Annotated in this window: 26 protein-coding genes and 1 riboswitch; of the genes, 12 read left to right on the top strand and 14 right to left on the bottom strand. The window is 71.7% G+C overall.

Going from position 1 to position 26597, the window contains the following annotated elements; genetic code table 11:
* Window positions 1-21: 21 nt before the first annotated feature.
* From ACGFZN_RS14230 to ACGFZN_RS14210, 5 genes are all read right to left on the bottom strand, one after another.
* Window positions 22-300 carry a hypothetical protein gene (locus tag ACGFZN_RS14230; protein WP_393858728.1) on the bottom strand — a complete coding sequence of 93 codons (279 nt, stop codon included), beginning with the start codon at window positions 298-300 and terminating at the stop codon, window positions 22-24.
* Between the two features lie 333 nt (window positions 301-633).
* A complete protein-coding gene (locus ACGFZN_RS14225; RefSeq protein WP_393858727.1) occupies window positions 634-957 on the bottom strand; it encodes a DMT family transporter in 324 nt (107 codons plus the stop codon).
* 87 nt (window positions 958-1044) lie between these two features.
* Complete coding sequence (gene rsgA, locus ACGFZN_RS14220; RefSeq protein ID WP_393858726.1) at window positions 1045-2055, bottom strand: ribosome small subunit-dependent GTPase A; 1011 nt, start codon at window positions 2053-2055, stop codon at window positions 1045-1047.
* Window positions 2056-2064: 9 nt separating this feature from the next.
* Window positions 2065-3381, bottom strand: a complete 1317-nt coding sequence (aroA, locus tag ACGFZN_RS14215) for a 3-phosphoshikimate 1-carboxyvinyltransferase (RefSeq protein ID WP_393858725.1) — start codon at window positions 3379-3381, stop codon at window positions 2065-2067.
* A 107-nt stretch (window positions 3382-3488) separates the two neighbouring features.
* Window positions 3489-4211 carry a M50 family metallopeptidase gene (locus ACGFZN_RS14210; protein ID WP_393858724.1) on the bottom strand — a complete coding sequence of 241 codons (723 nt, stop codon included), beginning with the start codon at window positions 4209-4211 and terminating at the stop codon, window positions 3489-3491.
* A gap of 105 nt (window positions 4212-4316) precedes the next feature.
* On the opposite strand from ACGFZN_RS14210, the gene ACGFZN_RS14205 reads away from it, so the two are divergent.
* The 10 genes from ACGFZN_RS14205 (at window position 4317) to ACGFZN_RS14160 (ending at window position 14408) form a co-directional block, all read left to right on the top strand.
* Window positions 4317-5132, top strand: a complete 816-nt coding sequence (locus tag ACGFZN_RS14205) for an SOS response-associated peptidase (RefSeq protein WP_393858723.1) — start codon at window positions 4317-4319, stop codon at window positions 5130-5132.
* A 1-nt stretch (window position 5133) separates the two neighbouring features.
* Entirely contained in the window at window positions 5134-5760 is a 627-nt protein-coding gene (locus ACGFZN_RS14200; RefSeq protein WP_393858722.1) for an alpha/beta family hydrolase, read from the top strand.
* Window positions 5761-6070: 310 nt separating this feature from the next.
* Window positions 6071-6766: an RNA polymerase sigma factor SigR gene (gene sigR / locus ACGFZN_RS14195; protein WP_393858721.1), complete on the top strand. Its 696-nt coding sequence runs from the start codon at window positions 6071-6073 to the stop codon at window positions 6764-6766.
* Window positions 6763-7065, top strand: a complete 303-nt coding sequence (rsrA, locus tag ACGFZN_RS14190; protein WP_393858720.1) for a mycothiol system anti-sigma-R factor — start codon at window positions 6763-6765, stop codon at window positions 7063-7065. The genes sigR and rsrA overlap by 4 nt, the downstream gene beginning before the upstream one ends.
* Window positions 7066-7184: 119 nt before the next feature.
* Window positions 7185-8495, top strand: a complete 1311-nt coding sequence (locus ACGFZN_RS14185) for an HD-GYP domain-containing protein (protein ID WP_393858719.1) — start codon at window positions 7185-7187, stop codon at window positions 8493-8495.
* Entirely contained in the window at window positions 8492-9784 is a 1293-nt protein-coding gene (locus ACGFZN_RS14180) for an HD-GYP domain-containing protein (protein ID WP_393858718.1), read from the top strand. The genes ACGFZN_RS14185 and ACGFZN_RS14180 overlap by 4 nt, the downstream gene beginning before the upstream one ends.
* Window positions 9785-9884: 100 nt before the next feature.
* Entirely contained in the window at window positions 9885-10889 is a 1005-nt protein-coding gene (locus ACGFZN_RS14175; RefSeq protein WP_393858717.1) for a tetratricopeptide repeat protein, read from the top strand.
* 87 nt (window positions 10890-10976) lie between these two features.
* Complete coding sequence (gene def / locus ACGFZN_RS14170; RefSeq protein ID WP_393858716.1) at window positions 10977-11627, top strand: peptide deformylase; 651 nt, start codon at window positions 10977-10979, stop codon at window positions 11625-11627.
* Window positions 11628-11919: 292 nt separating this feature from the next.
* Window positions 11920-13005: an epi-isozizaene synthase gene (gene cyc1, locus ACGFZN_RS14165; RefSeq protein ID WP_393858715.1), complete on the top strand. Its 1086-nt coding sequence runs from the start codon at window positions 11920-11922 to the stop codon at window positions 13003-13005.
* Window positions 13002-14408: a cytochrome P450 gene (locus tag ACGFZN_RS14160; RefSeq protein ID WP_393858714.1), complete on the top strand. Its 1407-nt coding sequence runs from the start codon at window positions 13002-13004 to the stop codon at window positions 14406-14408. The genes cyc1 and ACGFZN_RS14160 overlap by 4 nt, the downstream gene beginning before the upstream one ends.
* Before the next feature lie 27 nt (window positions 14409-14435).
* Here the strand turns inward: ACGFZN_RS14160 and ACGFZN_RS14155 are convergent, their stop codons facing one another.
* Window positions 14436-15398, bottom strand: coding sequence for a GlxA family transcriptional regulator (locus ACGFZN_RS14155; RefSeq protein WP_393858713.1), 963 nt, complete (start codon window positions 15396-15398; stop codon window positions 14436-14438).
* A gap of 93 nt (window positions 15399-15491) precedes the next feature.
* Here ACGFZN_RS14155 and ACGFZN_RS14150 point away from each other — a divergent pair, with 93 nt between their 5' ends.
* Window positions 15492-15707, top strand: a complete 216-nt coding sequence (locus tag ACGFZN_RS14150) for a hypothetical protein (protein ID WP_393858712.1) — start codon at window positions 15492-15494, stop codon at window positions 15705-15707.
* 21 nt (window positions 15708-15728) lie between these two features.
* Here ACGFZN_RS14150 and ACGFZN_RS14145 read toward each other — a convergent pair whose 3' ends face one another.
* From ACGFZN_RS14145 to nagB, 7 genes are all read right to left on the bottom strand, one after another.
* Window positions 15729-16685 carry a ribonucleotide-diphosphate reductase subunit beta gene (locus tag ACGFZN_RS14145; RefSeq protein ID WP_393858984.1) on the bottom strand — a complete coding sequence of 319 codons (957 nt, stop codon included), beginning with the start codon at window positions 16683-16685 and terminating at the stop codon, window positions 15729-15731.
* A gap of 68 nt (window positions 16686-16753) precedes the next feature.
* The gene (locus tag ACGFZN_RS14140; RefSeq protein WP_393858711.1) at window positions 16754-19129 is read right to left on the bottom strand and encodes a ribonucleoside-diphosphate reductase subunit alpha; all 2376 of its coding nucleotides are present in this window, start codon (window positions 19127-19129) and stop codon (window positions 16754-16756) included.
* 124 nt (window positions 19130-19253) lie between these two features.
* Window positions 19254-19386, bottom strand: a riboswitch (cobalamin riboswitch).
* Window positions 19387-19431: 45 nt separating this feature from the next.
* Window positions 19432-19938 carry a GNAT family N-acetyltransferase gene (locus ACGFZN_RS14135; protein WP_393858710.1) on the bottom strand — a complete coding sequence of 169 codons (507 nt, stop codon included), beginning with the start codon at window positions 19936-19938 and terminating at the stop codon, window positions 19432-19434.
* Window positions 19939-20010: 72 nt separating this feature from the next.
* Complete coding sequence (gene mctP, locus ACGFZN_RS14130) at window positions 20011-21639, bottom strand: monocarboxylate uptake permease MctP (protein ID WP_393858709.1); 1629 nt, start codon at window positions 21637-21639, stop codon at window positions 20011-20013.
* Window positions 21636-21917 carry a DUF3311 domain-containing protein gene (locus tag ACGFZN_RS14125; protein ID WP_393858708.1) on the bottom strand — a complete coding sequence of 94 codons (282 nt, stop codon included), beginning with the start codon at window positions 21915-21917 and terminating at the stop codon, window positions 21636-21638. The genes mctP and ACGFZN_RS14125 overlap by 4 nt, the downstream gene beginning before the upstream one ends.
* Window positions 21918-22071: 154 nt before the next feature.
* Window positions 22072-22836: a GntR family transcriptional regulator gene (locus ACGFZN_RS14120; protein WP_330337871.1), complete on the bottom strand. Its 765-nt coding sequence runs from the start codon at window positions 22834-22836 to the stop codon at window positions 22072-22074.
* A gap of 166 nt (window positions 22837-23002) precedes the next feature.
* Window positions 23003-23788: a glucosamine-6-phosphate deaminase gene (gene nagB, locus ACGFZN_RS14115; RefSeq protein ID WP_393858707.1), complete on the bottom strand. Its 786-nt coding sequence runs from the start codon at window positions 23786-23788 to the stop codon at window positions 23003-23005.
* Between the two features lie 586 nt (window positions 23789-24374).
* On the opposite strand from nagB, the gene ACGFZN_RS14110 reads away from it, so the two are divergent.
* Window positions 24375-25850 (top strand): PAS domain-containing sensor histidine kinase, encoded by a 1476-nt coding sequence (locus tag ACGFZN_RS14110; RefSeq protein ID WP_330337869.1) that lies wholly within the window; start codon window positions 24375-24377, stop codon window positions 25848-25850.
* A gap of 219 nt (window positions 25851-26069) precedes the next feature.
* Here the strand turns inward: ACGFZN_RS14110 and ACGFZN_RS14105 are convergent, their stop codons facing one another.
* Entirely contained in the window at window positions 26070-26327 is a 258-nt protein-coding gene (locus tag ACGFZN_RS14105; protein ID WP_003992873.1) for a WhiB family transcriptional regulator, read from the bottom strand.
* Window positions 26328-26597: the final 270 nt, after the last annotated feature.

Genomic DNA, 26597 nt, shown 5'->3' with positions numbered 1-26597 from the left:
GGACTCCGGCCGTCCGCACGGTCACCCGCAGCCTCGTCTCCGTCTCCCTACGGCCTTCCCGGCACGGCCGGCGCCGCGCCCGCGGGCGGCGTCCGAGCGGTCGGCGGGAGCCGAGCGGCCCGACAGGGTGCGCAGGCGTTCCAGGCCGGCCAGCACCTCGGCGCGGTGGCCGGACTCCTTCATCCACCGGGGCAGGCGCGGGAACATCGCCTGCGTGGCCCCGGTCCCGCCCTCACGCAGCATGGCGCCGGCATAGGCGGCCAGCGCGTCGACGTGCTCCTCGTCGTACGCCCACAGCACGCGCCCCGCGCACCGGGTCCGAAGCCACAGGGGGCCCGGAAGAACGGGTCCTCGGCGCCGCCCAGCCGCACTCCGATCAGCGCGCCGTCCCTCAGCTCCGCCCGCCACTCGGCGGTCGCACCGCACCCCTGGCAGACGAGCCGGCGCGGCCGGAACCTCAGCTCGCTGCAGTACCTCAGCGGGGGCAGGCCGGGGCGCTGGACCACCTCCGCCCGCCCGCCGCAGCGGGGGCAGACGACCAGGATCCGGCCGGCGTACCGGCTGAGCCCCTGCCCGCGGTCCCGGTGCCGGGCCGGGCCGGCGTGCTGCCGCTCGGAGTCCACGCGGCCGCCCTCAGTGCGCCGATCCGGACAGCTGCAGCCCGATCACCCCGACGATGACCAGGCTGATGGAGACGATCTTCAGGGTGGACACCAGGTCGCCGAGGAAGACCATGCCGTAGATCGCGGTGCCCGCCGCGCCGATGCCGGTCCACACCGCGTACGCGGGGCCGACGTCGAGCTTCCTCAGGGACAGGGTGAGCAGGCCGAAGCTGCCGAGGGCGAAGGACGCGAAGGCGACCGTGGGCCACAGGCGGGTGAACCCGTGCGAGAGCTTCAGGCACACGGCGAAGCCGGTCTCCAGCATCCCGGCCACGATGACCAGCAGCCACGCCATGTGCGGTCCTCCCGTTGATCCGGATCTCCGGCTCGGTGCGATTATGCACTTACCGAGCCGGGGCCCCGGCAAACAATGGGAGGCCCGTCAGTCGCCCTCCTTGCGCTCCCGCGTGGCCAGCAGGCGGCGCAGCGAGTACAGGCGCGCCGGGTCCGTGTGGCCCTCCTCGACCCAGGCGTCCAGCGCGCAGTCCGGCTCGTCGTGGCTGCACGCGCGCGGGCAGCCCTCCGTGCCCGGTTCCAGGTCCGGGAAGGCGTGGATGACGCGGGACGGGTCGATGTGCGCCAGGCCGAAGGAGCGGATGCCGGGGGTGTCGACGACCCAGCCGTCCGCACCGGACAGCGGCAGGGCGAGGGCGGACGTCGTGGTGTGGCGGCCGCGGCCGGTGACCGCGTTGACGTGTCCCGTCGTACGCCGCCGGTCCTCGGGGACCAGCGCGTTCACCAGTGTCGTCTTGCCCACGCCGGAGTGGCCCACGAACGCCGTGACCCGACCGGCGAGGTGCTCCCGCACCCGGTCCGCGGCGTCGCCGTTCTCCAGTTCCCCGCGGCTGGTGACGACGTGGGGGATGTCGAGCGGGCCGTACAGCTCCAGCAGTTTGTCCGGCGGGGCCAGGTCCGACTTGGTCAGCACCAGCAGCGGCTCCAGGCCGCCGTCGAAGGCCGCGACCAGGCAGCGGTCGATCAGGCGGGGGCGCGGCTCCGGGTCGGCCAGGGCGGTGACGATCGCCAGCTGGTCCGCGTTGGCGACGACCACGCGCTCGTACGGGTCGTCGTCGTCCGCGGTACGGCGCAGCACCGACGTGCGCTCCTCGATGCGGACGATCCGGGCGAGGGTGTCCTTGGTGCCGGACAGGTCCCCGACCAGGGCCACCCGGTCCCCGACCACCGCCGCCTTGCGCCCCAGCTCGCGCGCCTTCATCGCCAGGACGGTCCGGTCGCCGACCAGGCAGGTCAGCCGGCCGCGGTCGACCGTGAGCACCATGCCCTCGGCGGCGTCCTCGTGCTTGGGCCGGATGTGGGTGCGCGGCCGGGTGCCCCGGCGGCCGGGACGGCTGCGGATGTCGTCCTCGTCGGTGTGCTTGCCGTAGCGGCGCATGGTGTGTCCCTACTGCCCGAGCATCCCGGTCCACAGCTCGGGGAAGTCCGGCAGGGTCTTCGCCGTGGTCGCCACGTTCTCGATCCGCACGCCCTCCACCGCGAGGCCGATGACCGCGCCGGCGGTGGCCATGCGGTGGTCGTCGTAGGTGTGGAACACGCCGCCGTGCAGCCTCCGCGGGCGGATGTGCAGGCCGTCGGCGGTCTCGGTGACGTCACCGCCCAGCTCGTTGATCTCCTTGGTGAGCGCGGCCAGCCGGTCCGTCTCGTGCAGCCGCAGATGGGCGACGCCGCGCAGGGTGGAGGGGGAGTCCGCGAGGGCGGCGACCGCCGCGATGCCCGGGGTCAGCTCGCCGACGTCGCCGAGGTCCACGTCGATGCCGTGGATCGCCCCCGCACCGGTGAAGACCAGGCCGTACTCGGTGAGTTCGCAGGAACCGCCCATCTCGGTGAAGATCTCCCGCAGCCGGTCACCCGGCTGGGTGGTCCGCTCCGGCCAGTCCGGGATGAGCACCTTGCCGCCGGTGACCAGGGCCGCCGCCAGGAACGGCTGCGCGTTGGACAGGTCCGGCTCGACCGTCAGGTCCCGGCCGAGCAGCGCGCCCGGCGTCACCCGCCACACGTTCGGCTCGCCGCCCGACTCCGGGGTGTCCACCTGGGCGCCGACCGCGCGCAGCATGTCCACTGTCATCCGGATGTGCGGCAGGGAGGGGAGCGTCGCGCCGGTGTGCCGTACCTCGACGCCCTGGTTGAACCGCGGACCGGAGAGCAGCAGGGCGCTGACGAACTGGGAGGACGAGGACGCGTCGATCGACACCGGTCCGCCGTCCAGGGCGCCGCCGCCGTGCACGGTCAGCGGCAGCGCGCCCCTGCCGTCGTCGTCGATCCGGGCGCCGAGCTGCCGCAGCGCGTCGATCACGCCGTGCAGCGGACGCTCGTACGACCGCGGGTCCCCGTCGAACCGGACGGGGCCGTCGGCCAGCGCGGCCACCGGCGGCAGGAAGCGCATCACCGTGCCGGCGTTGCCGACGTCGACGGTGGCCGGGCCGTGCAGACCCGTCGGCAGCACCCGCCAGGCCTCGCCGGTGCCGTCCGGGCCGACCCCTTCCTCGATCTCCACGCCCATCGCGCGCAGCGCACCGGCCATGAGCAGGGTGTCGCGGGAGCGCAGCGGGCGGCGCACCCAGCCCGGCTCGGAGGCGAGGGCCGCCAGCACCAGGGCGCGGTTGGTGACCGACTTGGACCCGGGCACGTGGACCGTCGCGTCGACGGCTCCGCTCGCGTGCGGGGCGGGCCAGAGGGCGGTGTGTGCGGGGTTCTCGGTCATGCGCACCACTTTAGTGGCTGGGGACGGCCACAGATCTCGATCAAAAGCGGCGAAACCCCAATGAAAAAGGGGCGTGAACGGTCGCGCGCGGGCGCCCGCGCCGGTGTTCACACCTCCAGCAGCCAGCGCCCCCCGCCGATCAGCGAGCACAGCGACACCGCGTGGAACAGGAACAGCCACAGCCCCGCCGGCACATGCGTCAGCCGGGCCAGCTGATCGGCGTCCGAGTCCCCGGCCCCGCCGCCCGACCGCTTGCGCTGCAGCTCGAACGGCGGCCGCACCCCGCCCAGCAGCAGGAACCACACCACCGCGTACGCGAACGCGGCCTGCACCTGCGGCCCGGTCAGCCAGGACACCAGCAGGAAGGCGCCCCCGGCCAGCACCACGGTCAGCACGCCGTAGGCGTTGCGGATCATCACCAGCATCGCCGCCAGCATCGCCGTCGCCGCCCACAGCATCAGGGTGATGCGGCCGGCCGCCAGCAGCGCGGCGCCGCCCAGACCCAGCAGCGAGGGGGCGGTGTAGCCCGCGGCGGCCGTGAGGATCATGCCGAGCCCGTACGGCTTGCCCCGGCTGAGCGTGAGGCCGCTGGTGTCGGAGTGCAGCCGGATGCCGGTGAGCTGCCGGCCGGTGAGCAGCGCGACCAGTCCGTGCCCGCCCTCGTGCGCGATGGTGATCGCGTTGCGCGCCATGCGCCACAGGGTGTGCGGGACGACGACGGCGAGCGCGGCCAGCGCGGTGGCGAGGACCACCCACACGTCGGGGTCGGGCTGGGTGCCGGTGAGCCGGTCCCATATGTCGGGCAGCGCGGTGGCGGCGAGGCTGTCCATGTGTCCGAGTGGCTCCCTGTCCTGGAGATCAATAGGGGTCGGCGCGGAGCGCCGTCGTTGAGGGGTGGTGGCCGGGTGACGGGTGGGCCTGGCAGTGTGGCACGTATGTGCGGACGGTATGCATCGAGTCGTAGGCCCGAGGATCTCGCAGGAATCTTCGACGTCGAGAAGTGGGAGCCGGAGGAGACCCTGGAGCCGGACTACAACGTGGCTCCCACCAAGGACGTCTACGCCGTCCTGGACCGCCCCCTGAAAGACGCGGACTCCCCGCGTCCGGTTCGCCAGCTGCGCAAGCTGAAGTGGGGACTGGTGCCCTCCTGGGCCAAGACGCCCGAGGGCGGCGCCCGGATGATCAACGCGCGCGCCGAGACCGTGCACGAGAAGCCCGCCTACCGCCGCGCCTTCGCGGCCCGGCGCTGCATCGTGCCCGCCGACGGCTACTACGAGTGGGTCACCGGCAAGCAGGAACGGGACCTGGAGGTCGAGGGGAAGAAGAAGCGGCCGCGCAAGCAGCCGTACTTCGTGCTGCCCGCCGACGGCTCGGTGTTCGCCATGGCCGGGCTGTACGAGTTCTGGCGCGACCGCACCCTGCCCGACGACCACCCGCAGGCCTGGTGGGTGACCTGCTCGGTGATCACCACGGAGGCGGAGCAGAGCCCGCTGGCCGTGGCCCCCGCCGAGGGCCCGCACGCTCTCGCCGACATCCACCCCCGCATGCCGCTGATGCTCACCCCCGACCGCTGGGACGCCTGGCTCGACCCGGGCCGCACCGACCCCGACGACCTGCGCGAGCTGCTCGCCCCGCCGCCGCCCGGCCTGATGCGCGCCTACCCGGTCTCCACCGCCGTCAGCAACGTCCGCAACAACGGCCCGGAGCTGCTGAAGGAGCTCGCGGCGCCGGAAGAGGGCACACTCTTCTAGCGTGATCGAGATTGTCGAGACCGACGCCGGATGCGCCCGCATCACCTGGCGCCGGGCGGAGGACCCCCGGCTGGTCCTCGCCGTGAGCCACGGCGCGGGCGGGGGCGTCGAGGCCCGGGACCTGCAGGCGCTCGCCCGGGTCCTGCCCGCGCACGGCGTCACCGTGGCCCTGGTGGAGCAGCCCTGGCGGGTCGCGGGCCGGAAGGTCGCGCCCGCGCCGAAGACCCTGGACACCGGCTGGCGCGGCATCTGGCCGGCGCTGACCGGGATGGAACTGCCCGTGATCTCCGGCGGGCGCAGCGCGGGAGCCCGGGTCGCCTGCCGTACGGCGGCGGAGCTGGGCGCGCACGCCGTGCTGGCGCTGAGCTTCCCGCTGCATCCGCCGGGCCGGCCGGAGAAGTCCCGTGCGGCGGAACTGCTGGGCGCCGGGGTGCCGACGCTGGTCGTCCAGGGCGGCAACGACCCCTTCGGCAGGCCGGAGGAGTTCCCCGAGGGGCCGTACCGGCTGGTGGAGGTGCCGTACGGCGACCACGGGTTCGCGGTCCCGAAGCGCGCGGAGATCACCCAGGAGCGGGCGCTGGAGATCGTCGCCGAGGGTGTCGTGGAGTGGATCGCGTCACTCGGGTGAACCCCGGGAATGTTGCGCGGTGACCCTCTGTTGTGGCGGACAGAAGTGCTGAGGCCTCGGCACCGACGTCGCAGGAGAGGAAGTCCGCCGCATGGGTTCGACCATCTGCCCTCCCGTCGCCCACCACCGCCCTTCCGGCGACGCGCTGCGCGCGGCCTCCCCCGATTCCCGCAGCAGCCGTTCCGAGCTGGACTGGACGGTGCTGCACGCGGCCAAGGCCGCTCCTATTCGAGGGGCGGCAGGCACGGGTCGTGTTCTATCCTCCGAATCGAGTGGGACCGCTCTCGGTCCTGCCCGGGATCTTGAGGAGGTGGGTCCGGTCACCGGTACCGACGCAGGGACCGACAACGGCCAGGCGGAGCAGCCCGAGGGCCAGGGCGTGAACGCGGAGGCGGCCGACGAGTCGACCGCTCAGCGCAGTGCGCGCTTCGAGCGGGACGCGCTGGAGTTCCTCGACCAGATGTACTCGGCCGCGCTGCGCATGACGCGCAACCCGGCCGACGCCGAGGACCTGGTGCAGGAGACGTACGCCAAGGCGTACGCGTCCTTCCACCAGTTCCGCGAGGGCACCAACCTCAAGGCGTGGCTGTACCGGATCCTCACCAACACCTTCATCAACTCCTACCGCAAGAAGCAGCGTGAGCCGCAGCGCTCCGCCGCGGAGGAGATCGAGGACTGGCAGCTCGCCCGCGCCGAGTCGCACATGTCGACGGGTCTGCGCTCCGCCGAGTCGCAGGCGCTCGACCACCTGCCCGACTCGGACGTGAAGGAAGCGCTCCAGGCGATCCCCGAGGAGTTCCGCATCGCCGTCTATCTCGCGGACGTCGAGGGGTTTGCCTACAAGGAGATCGCGGACATCATGGGGACACCCATCGGTACGGTGATGTCCCGGCTGCACCGGGGCCGCCGTCAACTGCGCGGCATGCTGGAGGACTACGCCCGCGAGCGCGGGCTCGTCCCCGCCGGCGCCGGGGAGTCGAACGAAGCGAAAGGTTCGGGCTCATGAGCTGCGGCAAGCCGCACGAGACGGACTGCAGTGAGGTCCTCGACCATCTGTACGAGTTCCTCGACAGTGAGATGCCGGACGTCGACCGCGACAAGTTCCAGCAGCACTTCGAGGAGTGCTCGCCGTGCCTGGAGAAGTACGGCCTGGAGCAGGCCGTGAAGAAGCTGGTCAAGCGGTGCTGCGGCCATGACGACGTGCCCGCGGACCTGCGTGCCAAGGTCATGGGACGGATCGAGCTGATCCGCTCCGGCCAGACCGTGCCCGAGCACGACGTGACGAAGACGCCGCAGGAGAGCTGACCGTCCGGTCAACCCCCGCCGTCACCCGAACGTGCTAATCCTCAGGTCATAGGCCCCGCACCCCCGATCCCCGTCCTAGGCTCCGATGCCCGGGACAGGCATGGTCGGGGAGGGGCGCGATGGAGGCGGTACCGGCGCGAGCGCGCGGCTGTGTGGCCGCCGCCGCCCTGCTGGCGCTGCTCTGCCTGCTGCCGCTGCCGGCGACACACGCCCCCTGGTGGGCGCTCGCCCTGCTCTGCGCGCTCTACGCCGGCTGCGAGCAGGTCGTCCGCCGCCGCTTCGGCGGCACCTTCTGCCCCGTGCTGCTCGCCGGTGCCTTCCTGCTGCCGCCGCCGGCCGCCGCGCTGGTCCCGCTGCCCGCCGCCCTGCTCCTGCCGGGCGGACAGCCGGGCGCAGACGGCCCCGCACTCCCGCGCCGCCTGTGGCGGGCCGCGCGCCCCGCGCTCGCGGTGTGGGGCGCCGCCCGGGTGCACTGGGCGCTCGGCGGCCGGGACGCGGTCGTCGCCTCCGACTTCCCCTACGCGCTGCTGCCGGCCGGCGCGGCCGTCCTCGCCTTCTGCCTGGTCCTCACCGCCCTGGACGGCGGCATCCGCGCGGCCGCGCTCGGCGTCCCGCTGCGCCGGGCCTGGCGCGGGCTGCTGTCGCGCTCCCTCGCGCCGGTCGCCGTGCACGGGCTCGCCGGACTGATGATGGCCGTGCTGTGGCGCAGCCCGTACGGCCCGCTCTCCGCGCTGCTCGTGCTGCTGCCGATGTGCGTGTCCTGGTGGATCTTCGCCCAGTACCACCGCGAACGCGCCGCCCACCAGGCCACCATCCGCGCCCTCGTGCAGGCCGTCGACATCAAGGACGGCTACACCCGCGGCCACAGCGAACGCGTCGGCCAGGCCTCCGTGATGATCGCCCGCGAACTCGGCATGGACGACGAGCGCGTGGAGGTGCTGCGCTTCGCCGGCATCCTGCACGACGTCGGCAAGCTCGGCGTCCCGACCCGGCTGCTGCGCAAGGACGGCCCGCTGACCCCCGAGGAACGCCGGATCATCGAACTGCACCCCGAGTACGGCCACGAGATGGTCCGCGGCATCTCCTTCCTCGGCGAGGCCCGCGCCGCGATCCTGCACCACCACGAACGCCTCGACGGCAGCGGCTACCCGTACGGCCTCGTCGGCGACCGCATCCCCGAGTGCGCCCGCGTCGTCGCCGTCGCCGACGCCTTCGACGCGATGACATCCACCCGCTCCTACCGCCGGGCCCGGCCCGTCGAGGCGGCCGTCGCCGAGCTGGAGCGGTGCGCGGGCACGCAGTTCGACCCGCGCATGGTCACCGCGCTCGCCCGCGCGCTCGGCCGCCACGGCTGGCGCCCCACCGTCACCGCCGAGGAGACGCCCGGCCCGAGCGAGGGCCCGAGGGCGGTCACCGGGACACCCCGATGACCCCGCTGCGGCTCGTGCACGGCGCCGCCGCCCTCGCCGCGGCCGGCTCCCTTGCCGTCACCCTGTCGACCGGTCTCGACGACCGGGGCGTCGCGCTCGCCTTCGGGGTGCTGGTCGTCCTGGGCGAGCTGACCCGCTGGAGCGACGCCGGGACCCGGCAGGCCGCCCCCGTCGCCACCGCGGGATCCCTGTCGTACGCGCTGCTCGGCGCGGACGCCGGACACCCCGCGCACCACGGCCCGGCGCAGGTCGTCACCGTCGTCCTCGCCGCCGCCCTGCTCGGCGCCGTCCCGCACATCTGGTCCGGGCGCACCCCCACCCTCGACCATCTCGCCCGTCGCGTGCTCACCGTCGGCTTCGCCGCCGTCTGCTTCCAACCCCTGTACGCCAAGGGCCTGTTCCCCGCCTGGGACGGCCCCGCCTACGCCCTTCTGCTGGTCGCCCTGCTCGGCCTGACCGCCCTGTGCGACGCCGTCCTGGCCGCCGCCCTCGCCCACGCCCGCACCGGCTGGCCGTTCGGCCCGCTGCTGCGCGAGGAGCTGCGCGGGCTGCTCGGCATCGGCTCCGCCGTCTGCGCGACCGGCGCGGTCATGGCGCTCGGGGTGGCCGTCGCCGGGCTGTGGGCGCTGCCCGTGTTCTGCCTGCCCCTGCTGCTCACCCAGCTGTCCCTGCGCCGGTACGCGGCCGTCCGCGCGACCTACCGGCAGACCATCGCCTCCCTCGCCCGCGCCACCGAGATAGCCGGCTGCACCCCCGCCGGGCACGCCCGCCGGGTAGCCGCGCTCAGCCTCGCCGTCGGCCGGGACCTCGGCCTGACCGGGCCCGAACTGACCGTCCTGGAGTACGCGGCCCTCATGCACGACATCGGCCAGCTCAGCCTCGTCGACCCGGTCCCGGCCGGCGCCACCGCGGGCCTGCCCCCGCAGGCGCAGCGCAGGATCGCGCTGCTCGGCGGGGCCGTCGTACGCCAGACCGGGGTGGCCGCCGCCGTCGCCGTGGTGGTGGAGCGGCAGGCGGACCCCTACCGCGAACAGCCGCTCGCCGCCCGGATCGTCCGCGCCGTGAACGCCTACGAGGAGAAGACGCAGGACGCCGGCCCAGAGGGGCCCCTGCGGGCGCTGGAGGAGCTGCGCCTGGGCACCGCCGAGGACTACGACCCGGACGTGGTGGAGTCCCTCGCCCGGGTGCTGGCTCGCCCGCGGGCCTGGGGGGAGAGCGCGCCGGCGGCGGGCGCCGGGAGACGCACGGCACTGTCTGACCCCGCGCCCGGCTGGGTAACCCATGGGTAATGAGCGCCTTTCCCGGCGTACGTGGTTGGATGCGAGGGAGAGGGTGTCCGGGGGCACAAGCCAGCCCACTGTGCGGAACTGGAACTGGCAGGCGGGAATCGTGAGGATCTTCGGCAAGGGACGGCACCGGCCCTCCGCCTCCTGGCGGCAGGCCACCGACCGGGCGTTCACGCTGATCGGCGACGGCCGGTACGAGGACGCGGGCGAGCTGCTGACACGGGCCGCCGATCTGGAGCCCTGGCTGTCGGAGTCCTGGTTCAACCTGGCCCTGCTGCACAAGTTCCGGCACGACTGGGAGCAGGCGCGGGCCGCGGGGCTGCGGGCGGTCGCCCTGCTGGACCGGGAGACCGGGGCGCCCGACTGGTGGAACGTCGGCATCGCCGCCACCGCCCTGCAGGACTGGCCGCTGGCCCGCCGCGCCTGGCAGGCGTACGGCCTGAAGGTGCCTGGGGGCGCCTCCCGGCCGAAGGCTGGGGGAGGGGCCGCGGCCGGGGAACCGGTCGGCATGGAACTGGGCAGCGCGGCCGTGCGGCTCTCCCCGGAGGGCGAGGCCGAGGTCGTGTGGGGGCGCCGGCTGGACCCCGCGCGGATCGAGGTGCTGTCCATCCCGCTTCCCTCGTCCGGGCGACGCTGGGGCGAGGTCGTGCTCCACGACGGCGTCCCGCACGGCGAACGCACCACGTCCACCGGGCACGCGTACCCGGTCTTCGACGAGATCGAGCTGTGGGCGCCCTCGCCGGTGCCGACCTGGGTGGTGCTGCTGGAGGCGGCCACGGAAGCGGACCGGGACGCGCTGGAACAGCTGGCCGCCGACGCGGGGTTCGCCGCGGAGGACTGGTCCTCCTCCGTGCGGCTGCTGTGCCGGATGTGCTCGGAGTCGCGGATGCCGTCCGACGAGGGCGAGGGGCTGCAGCTGGACCCGCACGACCACAGCGAGCCGGGGCACCCCGGGCCGCTCGGGCACCGCACGGACGGGCAGCTGTGGGTGCCGGAGCGGGAGTGCGGGGTGGCCGCGCCGGCCTCGCTGGTGCGGGGGCTGCTGGACGGGTGGGTCGCGGACAGCCCGGACTCGCGGGACTGGCGCGATCTCGAAGAGGTTTGCTGAGCCTGAGGTGACCTGCCGCCTTTAGGCTGTACCCCGAGACTTCTCACTCGGACTTTTCGCAGGTTTGCAGGAAGGCGTACGTCGGTCATGGCGCAGCAGGACACCGATCAGCAGCACGCGGGCGTGCTCCCCGTCGACGACGAGGGGTACGTCGTCGACACGGAGGACTGCGAGGGGCGCGAGAAGGCCTGGCGGGAGCGCGGGACCTCGCGGCCGATCACGGTCGTCGGCAATCCGGTGCTGCACACGGAGTGCAAGGACGTCACCGAGTTCGGCGAGGAACTTCAGCAGCTGGTCGCGGACATGTTCGCCAGCCAGCGGACCGCCGAGGGCGTGGGCCTGGCCGCCAACCAGATCGGCGTCGACCTGAAGGTCTTCGTCTACGACTGCCAGGACGACGAGGGAGTCCGGCACGTCGGCGTGGTCTGCAACCCGAAGCTGGTCGAGCTGCCCGCCGAGCGGCGCCGGCTGGACGACAGCAACGAGGGCTGCCTGTCCGTGCCGGGGGCGTACGCGCCGCTGGCCCGTCCCGACTACGCCGAGGTGACCGGCCAGGACGAGCGGGGCAACCCGGTCAAGGTCCGCGGCACCGGCTACTTCGCACGGTGTTTGCAGCACGAGACCGACCACCTCTACGGCTACCTCTACATCGACCGGCTGTCCAAGCGGGACCGCAAGGACGCGCTGCGGCAGATGGCCGAGAACGAGCCACGTTATCCGGTGGTCGCCAACGACTAGCCGCCGCCTTGCGGTCGGGGCGCCCGGCCGGGGATCACCCCCGGTCGGGCGCCCTTTGCGTTGCCCCGGTTCGCTCGTCCGTGCGTCGTACAACCGGTCTCTCCCGTGCGTCTAGTGATCCTTAATCGGTCACGCAAGAGGGGATTCTCGGCACCTTGGGGTAGTGAGTGGAGCAAATCCGTTCCCATGGCGGTCAGTTGTGGTGCTGAATGGAGTTGCGGGGATACGCAACGGCGCACGCCCGGTACTACGGCAGGGGTGTGCGCTCCTGGCGGCGGAGAGGGGTTTGTACGTGCATGCTTTCCGACACGGCACCACAACGACGCCCACGGCGGTCGTAGTACCACCCTCGCTGGCACTCCCGGTGATCGAGTCCGCGTTTCCTCGGCAACTGCACCCGTATTGGCCGCGACTGCAGGAGAAGACGCGGCTGTGGCTGCTGGAAAAGCGGCTCATGCCGGCGGACAAGGTGGAGGAATATGCCGACGGCCTGTGCTACACGGACCTCATGGCGGGCTACTACCTCGGTGCCCCCGACGACGTCCTGCAGGCCATCGCCGACTACAGCGCATGGTTCTTCGTCTGGGACGACCGGCACGACCGGTACGTCGTCCACGGCCGGCCCGACGACTGGCGGCGCCTCAGGCACCGCCTGCACACGGCACTCGACGCACCCCGGCACCATCTGCACCACCCGGACCCGCTGGTGGCGGGGTTCGCCGACAGCGTGCTGCGGCTGTACGGCTTCCTGCCGCGCACCTGGAACCAGCGGTTCGCCCGGCACTTCCACGCGGTGATCGAGGCCTACGACCGCGAGTACCGCAACCGCACCGAGGGACGCATACCCGGCGTCGAGGAATACCTCGCCCTGCGCCGGCACACCTTCGCCCACTGGATATGGACGGACCTGCTGGAGCCGAGCGCCGGGTGCGAACTCCCGGATGCCGTGCGGAAAAACGCGGCCTATCGCCGGGCCGCACTGCTCAGTCAGGAATTCGCCGCCTGGTACAACGACCTGTGCTCGCTGCCGAAGGAAATAGCGGGCGACGAGGTGCACAATCTCGGTATCAGTCTCGTCACGCACGAGAATCTGACGCTCGAGGAAGCGGTGGACGATGTCAGGCGGCGCGTCGAGGAATGCATCAGTGAATTCCTCCGGGTCGAGCTGGAAGCGCTGCGATTCGCCGACGGCCTCGACGACGGCACGGTCCGCGGAAAGGAACTGAGCGGCGCCGTGCGCGCCTGCGTCGGCAATATGCGGAACTGGTTCAGCTCCGTCTACTGGTTCCACCACGAGTCCGGCCGGTACATGGTCGACACCTGGGACGACCGGTCCACGCCCCCGTACGTCACGAACGAAGCGGCAGGTGAGCAATGACCGTCGAGTCTGTGCAGCCCCAGACCCCCGGGACGTCCGGGACCGCGGAGGCGCCCGACGCCTCCGGGACCACCGCACTGCGCGAACCGCCGCTGGCCCCGGGCGCCGCCCCAGGCCTCGGACACGGCCTGAAACTGGTCCGCGACCCGCTCGCGTTCATGTCCCGGCTCCGCGACCACGGCGACGTCGTACGCCTCAGGCTCGGCCCCAAGACGGTGTACGCCGTCACCACCCCGGCGCTCACCGGCGCGCTCGCCCTCAACCCCGACTTCAAGATCGCCGGACCGCTGTGGGAGTCCCTCGAAGGGCTGCTCGGCAAGGAGGGAGTGGCCACCGCCAACGGCCCCCGGCACCGGCGCCAGCGGCGCACCATCCAGCCCGCGTTCCGGCTGGACGCCATCCCGGCCTACGGCCCGGTCATGGAGGAGGAGGCGCACGCGCTGACCGAGCGCTGGCGGCCCGGCTCGACCGTCGACTGCACCTCCGAGTCCTTCCGGGTGGCCGTCCGCATCGCCGCCCGCTGCCTGCTGCGCGGCGAGTACATGGACGAGCGCGCCGAGCGGCTCAGCGTCGACCTCGCCACCGTCTTCCGCGGGATGTACCGGCGCATGGTCGTCCCGCTCGGACCGCTGTACCGGCTGCCGCTTCCGGCCAACCGCGAATTCAATCGCGCTCTGGCCGATCTGCATCTCCTGGTCGACGAGATCGTCGCCGAGCGAAGGGCATCTGGTCAAAAGCCGGACGATTTGCTGACGGCATTGCTGGAGGCAAAGGACGACAATGGCGACCCCATCGGGGAACAGGAGATCCACGACCAGGTCGTCGCGATACTCACCCCCGGCAGCGAAACCGTGGCGTCCACGATCATGTGGCTGCTCCAGGTCCTCGCGGAACACCCGGAACACGCACGGAAGGTACGCGACGAGGTCGAATCCGTGACCGGCGGCCGGCCGGTCGGATTCGAGCACGTGCGCTCACTCAGGCACACCAACAATGTCGTCACCGAAGCCATGCGGCTCAGGCCGGCCGTATGGATTCTGACGCGGCGCGCGGTGACCGACACGGCACTCGGCGACTACCGCATTCCGGCCGGGGCGGACATCGTCTACAGCCCCTACGCCATCCAGCGCGACCCCCGCTCGTACGACCGCCACCTCGACTTCGACCCCGACCGGTGGCTGCCGGAGCGGGCCGGGCAGGTGCCGAAGTACGCCATGAGCCCGTTCAGCGTGGGCAACCGCAAGTGCCCCAGCGACCACTTCTCCATGACCCAGCTGAGCCTGATCACGGCGGCGGTCTCGGCGAGGTACCGCTTCGAGCAGGTGGCGGGGTCGAACGACAGCACCCGCGTGGGCATCACGCTCCGCCCGCACAACCTGCTGCTCAGGCCCGTGGAGTGGTGACGGGCGACTCCTGATACCGGCGCGCGCTCAGGCGGCCTGAGGGCCCCGGAACGCGCGCCGGTAGGCGTTCGGGGTGGTGCCGAGCGCCCGGACGAACTGGTGCCGCAGCGCCGCCGCCGTACCGAACCCGGTGCGCCAGGCGATGGAGTCGACGGTCTCGTCGGTCGCCTCCAGCAACTCCTGCGCCCGCAGCACCCGTTGGCGCAGGATCCACCGGTAGGGCGTGGTCCCGGTCTCCTGCTGGAAGCGGCGCGCGAAGGTGCGCGGCGCCATGTGCGCGCGGGCGGCGAGCTGCTCCACGGTCACCTCCTGGTCGAGGTGCTCCTCCATCCACACCAGCACCTCGCCGACGGTGTCGCACGGCCCCTTCGGCAGCGGCCGCTCGATGTACTGCGCCTGCCCGCCGTCCCGGTGCGGCGGTACGACCATCCGGCGGGCGATCTTGTTGGCGACCTCCGGGCCCTGCTCCTTGCGCACGAGATGCAGACAGGCGTCGATGCCGGCGGCGGTGCCGGCCGAGGTGATCACGGGGTCCTCGTCGACGTAGAGCACGTCCGGCTCGACGGTCAGCCGCGGATACTGGCGGGCCAGCTCCTCGGCGTGGTGCCAGTGCACCGCGCAGCGCCGGCCGTCCAGCAGCCCGGCGGCGGCAAGCACGAAGACGCCCGAGCAGACGCTGAGCACCCGGGCGCCCCGGTCCACCCCGCGGCGCAGGGCGTCGAGCAGCTCGGGCGGAAACTCCCGGGAGTCGTAGCGGGACCCGGCCGGCACCGCGATCAGGTCGGCCGACTCCAGCCGCTCCAGGCCGTGCTCCACCGTCAGGGAGAACCCGGCGTTGCAGCGCAGCACCGGGCCCTCGGCCGAGGCGACCGCGAAGTCGTACACCGGCAGGCCGTCGTCGCTGCGGTCGATGCCGAAGACCTCGCAGACGACGGCCATCTCGAAGGGGTTCACGCCGTCCAGCAGCACGGCCACCACGTTCTGCAGCATGCGGCCAGTGTGCCTCGCCGGTGGCAGTAAATCGAGGGCATACGGCAGTCCTGCCACTCCCGGTAAGGACTGTCCGGAGCGACAGTGGTGTCCATGAACGGGACACAAGCAGAAGGACTGCTCGGAATGATCGCCGTGATCGGGATCCTGGGCCTCCTGGTCCTGCCGGCGCTGATCGGCGTCGTCCACGACGCGATCATCGACCGCCAGATCAGGAGGGCACAGCGAGAGGAGGTGGCGCAGAGCCCCGCGGAGCCGGCCCGGCCGCACCGGCCGCACCGGCGCCATGGCGCGGCCCGCCCCGTCTGAAAGACGTCAGGTCACCGCCGGTCAGAAGTCCTCGTCCAGGTCCACGGTGCCCTCGACCGCGACCTGGTACGCCGACGGGCGGCGCTCGAAGAAGTTCGTCAGCTCCTGGACACCCTGCAACTCCATGAAGGAGAACGGGTTCTCCGAGCCGTACACCGGGGCGAAGCCCAGCCGGGTGAGCCGCTGGTCGGCGACGCACTCCAGGTACTGCCGCATCGACTCGGTGTTCATGCCCGGCAGGCCGTCGCCGCACAGGTCGCGCGCGAACTGCAGCTCGGCCTCGACGGCCTCCTCGAGCATGCCGGTGACCTGCTGCCCGAGCGCGTCGTCGAACAGGTCCGGCTCCTCCTTGCGGACGGTGTCGACCACGTCGAAGGCGAAGCTCATGTGCATGGTCTCGTCGCGGAACACCCAGTTGGTGCCGGTGGCGAGGCCGTGCAGCAGGCCCCGGCTGCGGAACCAGTAGACGTACGCGAACGCGCCGTAGAAGAACAGCCCCTCGATGCACGCGGCGAAGCAGATGAGGTTGAGCAGGAAGCGGCGGCGGTCGGCCCTGGTCTCCAGCCGCTCGATCTTCTCGACCTCGTTGATCCACTTGAAGCAGAACCCGGCCTTCTCGCGGATGGAGGGGATGTTCTCCACCGCCGCGAAGGCCGCCGCCCGGTCCTCCGGGTCCGGCAGGTAGGTGTCGAGCAGCGTCAGATAGAACTGGACGTGCACGGCCTCCTCGAAGAGCTGCCTCGACAGGTACAGCCGCGCCTCGGGGGAGTTGATGTGCTTGTAGAGCGTCAGCACCAGGTTGTTGGCGACGATCGAGTCGCCCGTCGCGAAGAACGCGACCAGCCGGCCGATGAGGTGCTGCTCCTCGGGGGTCAGCTTCGCGAGGTCGGCGACGTCCGAGTGGAGGTCGACCTCCTCCACGGTCCAGGTGTTCTTGATCGCGTCCCGGTAGCGCTCGTAGAAGTCGGGGTAGCGCATGGGGCGCAGGGTGAGTTCGAAGCCCGGGTCGAGCAGGCTCGCGTTACGGGTGGCGGTCGGAGGGGTCGTCACTGGCAGGCCTCGCAGGACTCGGGGTTCTCAAGGGAGCAGGCGACCGCGTCGGGGTCGGCGACCTGCTGCACGGGGATGGTCTTCTGCGCCTGGGCGGCGCGGGCGATCCGGGTCGCCGGGCGCGAGCGCAGGTAGTACGTCGTCTTCAGGCCCGACTTCCAGGCGTACGCGTACATCGAGGAGAGCTTGCCGATGGTCGGCGTCTCCAGGAAGAGGTTCAGGGACTGCGCCTGGTCCAGGAACGGGGTGCGGGCCGCGGCCATGTCGATCAGACCGCGCTGCGGGATCTCCCACGCCGTGCGGTACAGCCGCCGTACGTCCTCGGGGATCCAGACGAAGTCCTGCACCGAGCCGTTCGCCTCGCGCAGCGCCTCACGGGTGCGCGCGTCCCACACGCCGAGCTTCTTCAGGTCCTGCACCAGATAGGAGTTGACCTGGAGGAACTCGCCCGACAGCGTCTCGCGCTTGAACAGGTTCGACACCTGCGGCTCGATGCACTCGTACACGCCCGCGATGGAGGCGATGGTGGCGGTGGGCGCGATGGCGAGCAGCAGGGAGTTGCGCATGCCGACCGCCGCGATCCGCTCGCGCAGCGCCGCCCAGCGCTCGGGCCAGGTCAGCTCCACGCCGTAGTGGTCGGGGTGCAGCACGCCCCGGGCCGTTCGGGTCTTCTCCCAGGCCGGCAGCGGGCCGTTGCGCTCGGCCAGGTCGGCGGAGGCCTCGTACGCGGCGAGCATGATCCGCTCGGCGATCCGCGTGGACAGCGCCCTGGCCTCCGGCGCGTCGAAGGGCAGGCGCAGCTTGAAGAAGACGTCCTGCAGCCCCATCGCGCCGAGGCCGACGGGACGCCACTTGGCGTTCGAGCGGCCCGCCTGCTCGGTCGGGTAGAAGTTGATGTCGACCACGCGGTCGAGGAAGGTGACGGCGGTGCGGACGGTGTCGTCCAGCCGCGCCCAGTCGATGTCGCCGGCCTCCGTGTCGACGAAGGCGCCGAGGTTCACCGAGCCCAGGTTGCACACGGCCGTCTCGCCGTCGTCCGTGACCTCCAGGATCTCCGTGCAGAGGTTGGAGGAGTGGATCACGTGCCCCGGCAGGGCCGTCTGGTTGGCGGTGCGGTTGGCGGCGTCCTTGAAGGTCATCCAGCCGTTGCCGGTCTGCGCGAGGGTGCGCATCATCCGGCCGTACAGCTCACGGGCGGGCAGGGTCTTCTTCGCCAGGCCCGCCTGCTCGGCCTTGCGGTAGGCGGCGTCGAACTCCTCGCCCCACAGGTCCACCAGCTCCGGCACGTCGGAGGGGGAGAACAGCGACCACTGCGCGTCGTCCTGCACCCGGCGCATGAACTCGTCCGGCACCCAGTGCGCGAGGTTCAGGTTGTGCGTACGGCGGGCGTCCTCGCCGGTGTTGTCGCGCAGCTCCAGGAACTCCTCGATGTCGGAGTGCCAGGTCTCCAGGTAGACCGCTGCGGCGCCCTTGCGCCGGCCGCCCTGGTTCACCGCCGCCACCGAGGCGTCCAGCGTCTTCAGGAACGGGACGATGCCGTTGGAGTGCCCGTTGGTGCCGCGGATCAGCGAACCGCGGCCGCGGATGCGGGAGTAGGACAGGCCGATGCCGCCGGCGTGCTTGGAGAGCCGGGCCACCTGGTGGTAGCGGTCGTAGATGGAGTCCAGCTCGTCCTTGGGGGAGTCCAGGAGGTAGCAGGAGGACATCTGCGGGTGCCGCGTGCCGGAGTTGAAGAGCGTGGGGGAGGAGGGGAGGTAGTCGAGGCGGCTCATGAGCCCGTAGAGCGCGGCGACTTCGTCCACCGAGCGGGCGGTGTCGTCCTCGGCGAGGCCGGCGGCGACCCGCAGCATGAAGTACTGGGGCGTCTCGACGACCTTGCGGGTGATCGGGTGCCGCAGCAGGTAGCGGCTGTGCAGGGTCCGCAGCCCGAAGTAACCGAAGCGGTCGTCGGCCGCGCGGTCGACCAGCGCGTCGAGCCGCTCGGCGTGCAGCCGCACGAACGCGGCGGTCCGGTCGGCGATGAGGCCCTCGCGGTGCCCGACGGCCACCGACTCGGTGAAGGACGTCACGCCCTGCGAGGCGGCCTCGGCGCGGATGGAGCGGGTCAGCAGCCGGGCGGCCAGCCGGGAGTAGGCGGGGTCCTCGGAGATCAGCCCGGCGGCGGCCTCCGTGGCCAGCTCGCGCAGCTCCGCCTCGTCGGCGCGGGCCGACCGGCCGCGCAGCGCGGCGGCGGCGACCCGGCCGGGGTCGGCGTCGGGGAGGTCGGCGGTCAGCTCGGTCAGGGTCCGCAGCAGCGCGGCGCCGGGACCGTCGGTCTCCACGGCGGCCGGGATGCCGCTGTCCGAAGCCGGATCTGCTGGCGCGATGGTCACGTGGGGCTCTCCCTCGCTCGGCACGGGGGCCTTCGCGAGGGCAGGGGGCAGCCACGAGCGCACACGGCGTCGCGTCCACCGGCCCATTCCACGAGGCCCGGACGTCTGGGGGCACCCGGACCGGACGGCCGGGTGCGCTGCCGGCAGGTCCTCGGACTGACTCCTGGGCGCAGACGCGCACAAGTACACCGTTGCGGGACAGTTCCGGATTCGCACCGGATTCCCCTGCGGCGACAGCGAGCATGAGCATACATGTAGTGCCGGGCTGTCGCGTCACCCCCAGATGTTGTGTCGGGGCGGTGTCACAGTGTCAACTCATAGGTGAGCAGGGTGATGTCGGCCAGCTCCGGCAGGGGCTTCCAGTCCCGCTCGGGAGTACGGACGAAACCCAGGCGTTCGTAGATGCGGTGGGCGGCGCGCATGGTGCGCTGGGTGGACAGGACCACGGCCCGGCAGCCCCCGGCGGCGCGTGCGCGGTCGACGCAGGCCCGCACGAGGGCCTCGCCCGCCCCCTGGCCGCGGGCGGCCGCGGCGACGGCGAGCATCCGTATCTCGGCCTCGCCCGGGCGGGCGATGTCGGCCATCGGACCGGGGCAGGGCACGAAGGTGACCCCGCCGAGGAGGGTGCCGTCGCGCACCGCCGCGAGAACCTCGGCTGCTGCCGCGCGCCGTGCCACGTCTCGCAGTTCACCGAGGTAGGCGTCGCTCTCGCCGAAGTCCAGGAGACCGTCGTGGAGATAGGCCCGGGCGGTGATCTCGCCCAGGGCGTCGTACTCGCCGGGCGTGGCCCGCCGGATCACGATGTCCATGGCACCGAGTGTGCCGGAAGGGTACGACGAGGGGCCGCCGGAATGTCCGGCGGCCCCTGGTACGGCGGTCGGTCAGTGACCGGCGCCCGCGGTGGCGGGCGGCAGCTCCACCTGGACTCCCGGGTCGCCGGCGTCCGCCGTGTAGTCGTCCGGGCTGGTCTCGTCCACGCCCTCGGGGGCCTTCACGGCCCTGAGGACGACGGTGAGGACCACGGTGACCACGACGTTGAGGACGAACGCGGTCAGGCCGATGTAGCCGATCTCGCCGATGCCCGGGATCTCCTTGGCCGAGCCGCCGAAGTGCTTCTGGGTCGGGGAGGCGACCCCGTACGCGGCGAGCGTGCCGTACACCATGCCGACCGCCCAGCCGGCGAGCAGCGCCCAGCGGTGGAACCAGCGGGTGAACAGACCGCCGACCAGCGCGGGGAAGGTCTGCAGGATCCAGATGCCGCCCAGCAGCTGGAAGTTGATCGCGACCGTCTTGTCCATGGTGAGGACGAAGACCAGCGCGCCCACCTTCACCAGCAGCGAGACGACCTTGGAGACCTGCGCCTCCTGCTTCGGCGTGGCGTCCGGCTTGATGAAGTCCTTGTAGATGTTGCGGGTGAACAGGTTCGCCGCCGCGATCGACATGATCGCCGCCGGCACCAGCGCGCCGATGCCGATCGCCGCGAAGGCCACGCCCGCGAACCAGTCCGGGAACATGTCCTCGAACAGCTGCGGGATCGCCAGCTGCCCGTTGGTGACCTTCACCCCGGCCGCGATCGCCATGAAGCCCAGCAGGGCCAGCAGGCCGAGCATCAGGGAGTACAGCGGCAGGATCGTGGTGTTGCGGCGGATCACCTCACGGCTCCTGGAGGAGAGCGTCGCGGTGATCGAGTGCGGGTACATGAACAGGGCCAGGGCCGAGCCGAGCGCCAGCGTCGCGTAGGTCCACTGGCCGGCCTCCGGAGGCGCGAGCGCGCCGCGCGGCTTGCCCGTCGCCGGGTTGACCTGGCTGAACGCGTGCCCCGCCTTGGCGAAGACGTCGTCGAAGCCGCCCAGCTTGATCGGGATGTAGATGATCGCCACCGCGATGACGATGTAGATCAGCGCGTCCTTCACGAACGCGATGAGGGCCGGGGCCCGCAGGCCCGACGAGTAGGTGTACGCGGCCAGCACACCGAAGGCGATCAGCAGCGGGAGGTCCTTCACGAACCAGTTCGTGTTGTCGCCGCCGCCCACGCCCATCACGTCCAGCACCGCCTGGATGCCCACGAGTTGCAGCGCGATGTACGGCATCGTCGCCAGGATGCCGGTCAGCGCCACGGCGAGCGACAGCCCCTTGGAGCCGAAGCGGCCCCGGACGAAGTCGGAGGTGGTGACGTAGCCGTGGCGGTGGCTGACCGACCACAGGCGCGGCAGGAACGTGAAGATCAGCGGGTACACCAGGATCGTGTACGGCACCGCGAAGAAGCCGGACGCGCCCGCCGCGTAGATCGCCGCCGGCACGGCGACGAAGGTGTACGCCGTGTACAGGTCGCCGCCGAGCAGGAACCAGGTGATCCAGGTGCCGAACGACCGTCCGCCCAGGCCCCATTCGTCCAGCGTGTGCTCGTTCTCGGCCCTGCGCCAGCGAGCGGCGAGGAAGCCTATGACCGTGACGGCCAGGAAGAAGAAGATGAAGACGCCGAGCGCGACGCCGTTGACACCGGTCTTCACTTCGCCTCACCGCCCGTCGCGGCGGCGGAGGAGCCCTGCGCTGCGCGGGAGCGCTGGTCGTGCTGCCACAGCTTGTACGCGGTCATGGTGAGCGCGGTGGAGATCAGCACCCAGGCCATCTGGTACCAGTAGAAGAACGGGATCCCGATGAAGGCGGGGTCCGTCTTGGCGTAGGAGCCGACCCACAGCATCGCCACGAAGGGCGCGACGAGGCACAGGCCGATGATCACCCGGACCGGCGTCACAAGCGGAGGTCTCACTTCAGGACTGCTGGACATGGCACGGCTCTCCGTCCCCTCGCTGATCACCTGATGTAATGCGCAGGCAATCTAGGTGACGGTGTCCCGCCAGCGGAAGACCTCGTTCACATATCGGTATATCGATTCAGCGAAGGCCCGCGCGCCCCACTCCGCGGGCCTCACATCACGCGTCTCACTCGGCGGGCCGCTTCAGCCGCGCCACGAACTTGTAGCGGTCACCCCGGTACACGGACCGCACCCACTCCACCGGCTTGCCCTCGCGGTCCAGGGAGTGGCGGGAGAGCATCAGCATCGGCAGGCCCACGTCGGTGCCGAGCAGGCCGGCCTCGCGCGGGGTGGCCAGCGAGGTCTCGATGGTCTCCTCGGCCTCCGCGAGATGGACGTCGTAGACTTCGGCCAGCGCCGTGTAGAGGGAGGTGTACTTCACCAGGGAGCGGCGCAGGGCCGGAAAGCGCTTGGCGCTCAGGTGCGTGGTCTCGATGGCCATCGGCTCGCCGTTGGCCATGCGCAGCCGCTCGATGCGCAGCACCCGTCCGCCGGCGGCGATGTCGAGCAGCCCGGCGAGCCGGTCGTCGGCGGTGATGTAGCCGACGTCCAGCAGCTGCGAGGTGGGCTCCAGGCCCTGGGCGCGCATGTCCTCGGTGTAGGAGGTGAGCTGGAGCGCCTGGGAGACCTTGGGCTTGGCGACGAAGGTGCCCTTGCCCTGGATGCGCTCCAGGCGGCCCTCGACCACCAGCTCCTGCAGGGCCTGGCGGACCGTCGTGCGGGAGGTGTCGAACTCGGCCGCCAGCGTGCGCTCCGGCGGGACCGGCGTGCCCGGCGCCTGCGTCTCGGTCATGTCGAGCAGGTGCTTCTTCAGGCGGTAGTACTTGGGCACGCGCGCCGTACGGACGGTCGTCCCGGCCTCGTTCTCCGCACTGCTGACGTCGGTGCTCATGCTCTGCCTTCCCGGCTCCGGTGCCGACAGCGACCGGCAGCCCACCGGTCACGGCTCACATCGTGGCACGGGTTCTTCTGTCAGGACTCCACCCGCACGCTCCGTGATTTCCTCTATATACAGTGGTGACCAAGGCTGGTCTAGTCCAACCGGCGGCCGGGTGGGGTCAGATGCCCTGCCAGTCCGGCTTGCCCGCGTAGGTGTGGCGGAAGTAGTCGGCCAGCTTCAGCTTGGACGCGGCCGCCTCGTCGACGACCACCGTGGCGTGCGGGTGCAGCTGGAGCGCGGAGGCCGGGCAGACCGCCGCGACCGGCCCCTCGACGGTGGCGGCGACCGCGTCCGCCTTGCCCTCGCCGGTCGCCAGCAGCACCAGGTGCCGGGCCTCCAGGATGGTGCCGATGCCCTGGGTGATGACGTGGTGCGGGACCTGCTCGATGTCGCCGTCGAAGAAACGCGCGTTGTCGATCCGGGTCTGCTCGGTCAGCGTCTTGATCCGGGTGCGCGAGGCGAGCGAGGAGCAGGGCTCGTTGAACCCGATGTGCCCGTCGGTGCCGATCCCGAGCAGCTGCAGGTCCACCCCGCCGGCCTCGGCGAGCGCCCGGTCGTACGCCGCGCAGGCCGCCTGGACGTCCTCGGCGGTGCCGTCGGGCCCGAGGAACTTGTCCATGCCGATGCCGAGCGGCTCCAGCACCTGGCGGCGCAGCACCGAGCGGTAGGACTCGGGGTGGTCGGCGGGCAGCCCCACGTACTCGTCGAGCTGGGCGATGCGCGCCCGCGAGGCGTCGACGGCGCCGGAGCGCACCTTGGCGGTCAGCGCCCGGTAGACGGGCAGCGGGGTGGAGCCGGTGGCCACGCCGAGCAGGGCGTCGGGCTTGCGTCGCAGCAGCTGCGTCATGGCCTCGGCGATCAGCTCGCCACCCGCCGCGGCGTCCGGAACGATGACAACTTCCACGCTGGGCCTGCCGTTCTGAAGTGGGCTCTGGGCGTCACTATGTGGTTTAGACCAATCTAACAGAAGGGGGTCCGCCGGACACGACCCCCGCCCTGTTCTCGATCGTGCCACCGCGCCGGACCGCGCGCCCCCGGCCTCCGGGAAGCGCCGCGGGCATGTCCGGGCGGAACCGCGACGGCGTGCGCCGGCAGGCGCCGGGGCGCTCGCGGAAATTGCCGCGGCCATCTGGCCCCGCGGCCGACCGAGGCGGGCTAGGCTGCATGGCATCGGGTGCCATGCGCCGGGTCGTTCAGGGGGCGCCATGCCGGTCAGGGCATGGACACAGCCATGTGGTCTAGTCCACAATCGACACCGGGCAGCCAACTGAACAAGCCTCCGCCTTCCCCGCACAGGAAGGCGGACCGAGGAACCGGAGCTCTCTGCCCTGACTGCCCCGGCTCCTCGACCTTCGGCCGACCGGGACCGCACACCCCACGGCCGATGATGCTCCGGGCTGCGGTGCCGGGAGGGTTGAGGGTCCCTTCCAGGCGCCGCGGCCCGCGGGTGTTTTTCGGCCACGTTCGAACGTGCGGGTACGCTCGCAGACGTGCCCTCCATGAACGAACTGGTCCGCCAGCACACCGCCCTCGACGACTCCGACCTCGAGTGGCTGCACCTGCTGGTCTCGGAGTGGCAGCTGCTCTCCGACCTGTCCTTCGCCGACCTGGTTCTGTGGGTCCCCACCCGGGACGGCACCCGGTACGTCTCGGTGGCCCAGATGCGCCCCAACACCGGCCCCACCTCCTACCAGGACGACATGGTCGGCCACCTCGTCCCGCGCGGCCGCCGGCCCATGCTGGACGCGGCGCTGGACGAGGGCCGGATCGTGCGCGAGGGCGACCCGGAGTGGCGCGAAGAGGTCCCCGTACGGGTCGAGTCCATCCCCGTCCGGCGCGAGGGCCGTGTCCTCGGCGTGATCGCCCGCAACACCAACCTGCTGACCGTGCGCACCCCGAGCCGGCTGGAGCTGACCTACCTCCAGAGCGCCTCCGACCTGGCGCAGATGATCGCGGCCGGCTCCTTCCCCTTCCCCGACCAGCAGGTCGACATGGACGCCTCGCCGCGCGTCGGCGACGGCCTGATCAGGCTGGACGCCGACGGGATCGTCCAGTACGCCTCGCCGAACGCGCTGTCCGCCTACCACCGCCTCGGCCTCGCCGCCGACCTGGTCGGCCACCACCTCGGGCAGACCACCGCCGAACTCGCCCCGACCCGCGGCCCGGTGGACGAGGCGCTCGTCAAGCTCGCGAGCGGCTGGGCGCCGCGCGAGTTCGAGATCGAGGCCAACGACGGCGTCATCCAGTTCCGGGCCATCCCCCTCAAACCCAAGGGCACCCGGATCGGTTCGCTGGTGCTGTGCCGGGACGTCACCGAACTGCGCCGCCGCGAACGGGAGTTGATCACCAAGGACGCCACCATCCGGGAGATCCACCACCGGGTGAAGAACAACCTCCAGACGGTGGCCGCGCTGCTGCGGCTCCAGGCCCGGCGCATCGACTCCGAGCGCGGCCGGGAGGCCCTGGAGGAGGCCGTCCGCCGGGTCGGCTCCATCGCCATCGTCCATGAGACGCTGTCTCAGAACCTGGACGAGCGGGTGGAGTTCGACGACATCGCCGACCGCGTGCTCGCGATGGTCGCCGAGATCTCGCCGGGCAAGGTGACCGGCCGGCGCAGCGGGCGCTTCGGCATACTCGACGCCGAGGTCGCCACCCCGCTGTCGATGGTCCTCACCGAGATCCTGCAGAACGCCCTGGAGCACGGCTTCCGGCAGGGCGACACCGGCACGGTCGAGGTCTCCGCGGTCCGCGGCGGTACGGCGAAGGAGGCCCGCCTGCTGGTCACCGTCCAGGACGACGGGGTCGGCCTGCCCGAGGGCTTCGACCCGCACCGCTCGGGCAACCTGGGCCTGCAGATCGTGCGCACCCTGGTAGAGGGGGAGCTCGGCGGCGCCTTCGACATGGTGCCGGCGCCGGGGCGGGGGACCAGGGTGATCCTGGACATCCCGGTGCGGGCGCAGAAGTAGCCCGCCCCAAACGGCGTACATCCGGGGCCGGTTGACCACCCGGGCCCGTCCGGGCACAGCAAAAAGCCCCGGACCGCCGTCGGTCCGAGGCTCGTGCTCGTTGCTGCTCCGCGTAGTGCTAAGCGCATCGGGGGTTACTGCGCGCTGCGGCTCGGGGGCGGGAGATGCGTGCGTGCTGCACGCGCCGCCAAGCTCAGGCTGTCAGCAGGGGTGGGTGTGTCAGGCGGAGGCCTGACGAGCCCGGTTGCGGGCGGCGCGGCGCTTCATGGCGCGGCGCTCGTCCTCGCTGAGACCACCCCAGACGCCGGAGTCCTGACCGGACTCGAGCGCCCACTGCAGACACTGCTCGATCACCGGGCAGCGACGGCAGACGGCCTTGGCTTCCTCGATCTGCAGCAGCGCAGGACCGGTGTTGCCGATGGGGAAGAAGAGCTCGGGGTCTTCCTCGCGGCAAACGGCGTTGTGACGCCAGTCCATGGCTGCTACCTCTCCTAGGTTCTCTGTACGTATGACGTGCAGGTTGCTTGTGAATGTGAACGCTTTCACGAATCCCTCAACAAGTGAAGGGCCGACCGCCGAGTCTTCCCCGGCGTGGTCCTGTGATGTGAAGAGGGGTTCCGGTGATCAGTGGAGGCCGGTGTTGCGGGCCGTCCCGATCGCCACGTAGAGACTCGCAAACCTCAGCGGCGGATACAACCCCTTCCGGAAAGTTTTTTTTGATTCCTCGGTGTCGACTAGGTCACAGCC

It is taken from the genome of Streptomyces sp. NPDC048192, from assembly GCF_043202415.1.
GTDB lineage: Bacteria > Actinomycetota > Actinomycetes > Streptomycetales > Streptomycetaceae > Streptomyces.
This window is presented reverse-complemented; position numbering and strand designations above follow the sequence as displayed.

Bases quoted from the DNA above. Each gene is read 5' to 3' on its own strand.
- ACGFZN_RS14180 (WP_393858718.1), top strand. From the start codon at position 8,492: ATGACCCCGCTGCGGCTCGTGCACGGCGCCGCCGCCCTCGCCGCGGCC.
- ACGFZN_RS14135 (WP_393858710.1), bottom strand. From the start codon at position 19,938: ATGGACATCGTGATCCGGCGGGCCACGCCCGGCGAGTACGACGCCCTG.
- rsrA (WP_393858720.1), top strand. From the start codon at position 6,763: ATGAGCTGCGGCAAGCCGCACGAGACGGACTGCAGTGAGGTCCTCGAC.
- ACGFZN_RS14145 (WP_393858984.1), bottom strand. From the start codon at position 16,685: ATGCGCTACCCCGACTTCTACGAGCGCTACCGGGACGCGATCAAGAAC.
- aroA (WP_393858725.1), bottom strand. From the start codon at position 3,381: ATGACCGAGAACCCCGCACACACCGCCCTCTGGCCCGCCCCGCACGCG.
- ACGFZN_RS14120 (WP_330337871.1), bottom strand. From the start codon at position 22,836: ATGAGCACCGACGTCAGCAGTGCGGAGAACGAGGCCGGGACGACCGTC.
- def (WP_393858716.1), top strand. From the start codon at position 10,977: ATGGCGCAGCAGGACACCGATCAGCAGCACGCGGGCGTGCTCCCCGTC.
- ACGFZN_RS14125 (WP_393858708.1), bottom strand. From the start codon at position 21,917: ATGTCCAGCAGTCCTGAAGTGAGACCTCCGCTTGTGACGCCGGTCCGG.
- ACGFZN_RS14105 (WP_003992873.1), bottom strand. From the start codon at position 26,327: ATGGACTGGCGTCACAACGCCGTTTGCCGCGAGGAAGACCCCGAGCTC.
- rsgA (WP_393858726.1), bottom strand. From the start codon at position 2,055: ATGCGCCGCTACGGCAAGCACACCGACGAGGACGACATCCGCAGCCGT.
- ACGFZN_RS14225 (WP_393858727.1), bottom strand. From the start codon at position 957: ATGGCGTGGCTGCTGGTCATCGTGGCCGGGATGCTGGAGACCGGCTTC.
- ACGFZN_RS14185 (WP_393858719.1), top strand. From the start codon at position 7,185: ATGGAGGCGGTACCGGCGCGAGCGCGCGGCTGTGTGGCCGCCGCCGCC.
- ACGFZN_RS14205 (WP_393858723.1), top strand. From the start codon at position 4,317: ATGTGCGGACGGTATGCATCGAGTCGTAGGCCCGAGGATCTCGCAGGA.
- ACGFZN_RS14155 (WP_393858713.1), bottom strand. From the start codon at position 15,398: ATGCTGCAGAACGTGGTGGCCGTGCTGCTGGACGGCGTGAACCCCTTC.
- ACGFZN_RS14210 (WP_393858724.1), bottom strand. From the start codon at position 4,211: ATGGACAGCCTCGCCGCCACCGCGCTGCCCGACATATGGGACCGGCTC.
- ACGFZN_RS14160 (WP_393858714.1), top strand. From the start codon at position 13,002: ATGACCGTCGAGTCTGTGCAGCCCCAGACCCCCGGGACGTCCGGGACC.
- ACGFZN_RS14150 (WP_393858712.1), top strand. From the start codon at position 15,492: ATGAACGGGACACAAGCAGAAGGACTGCTCGGAATGATCGCCGTGATC.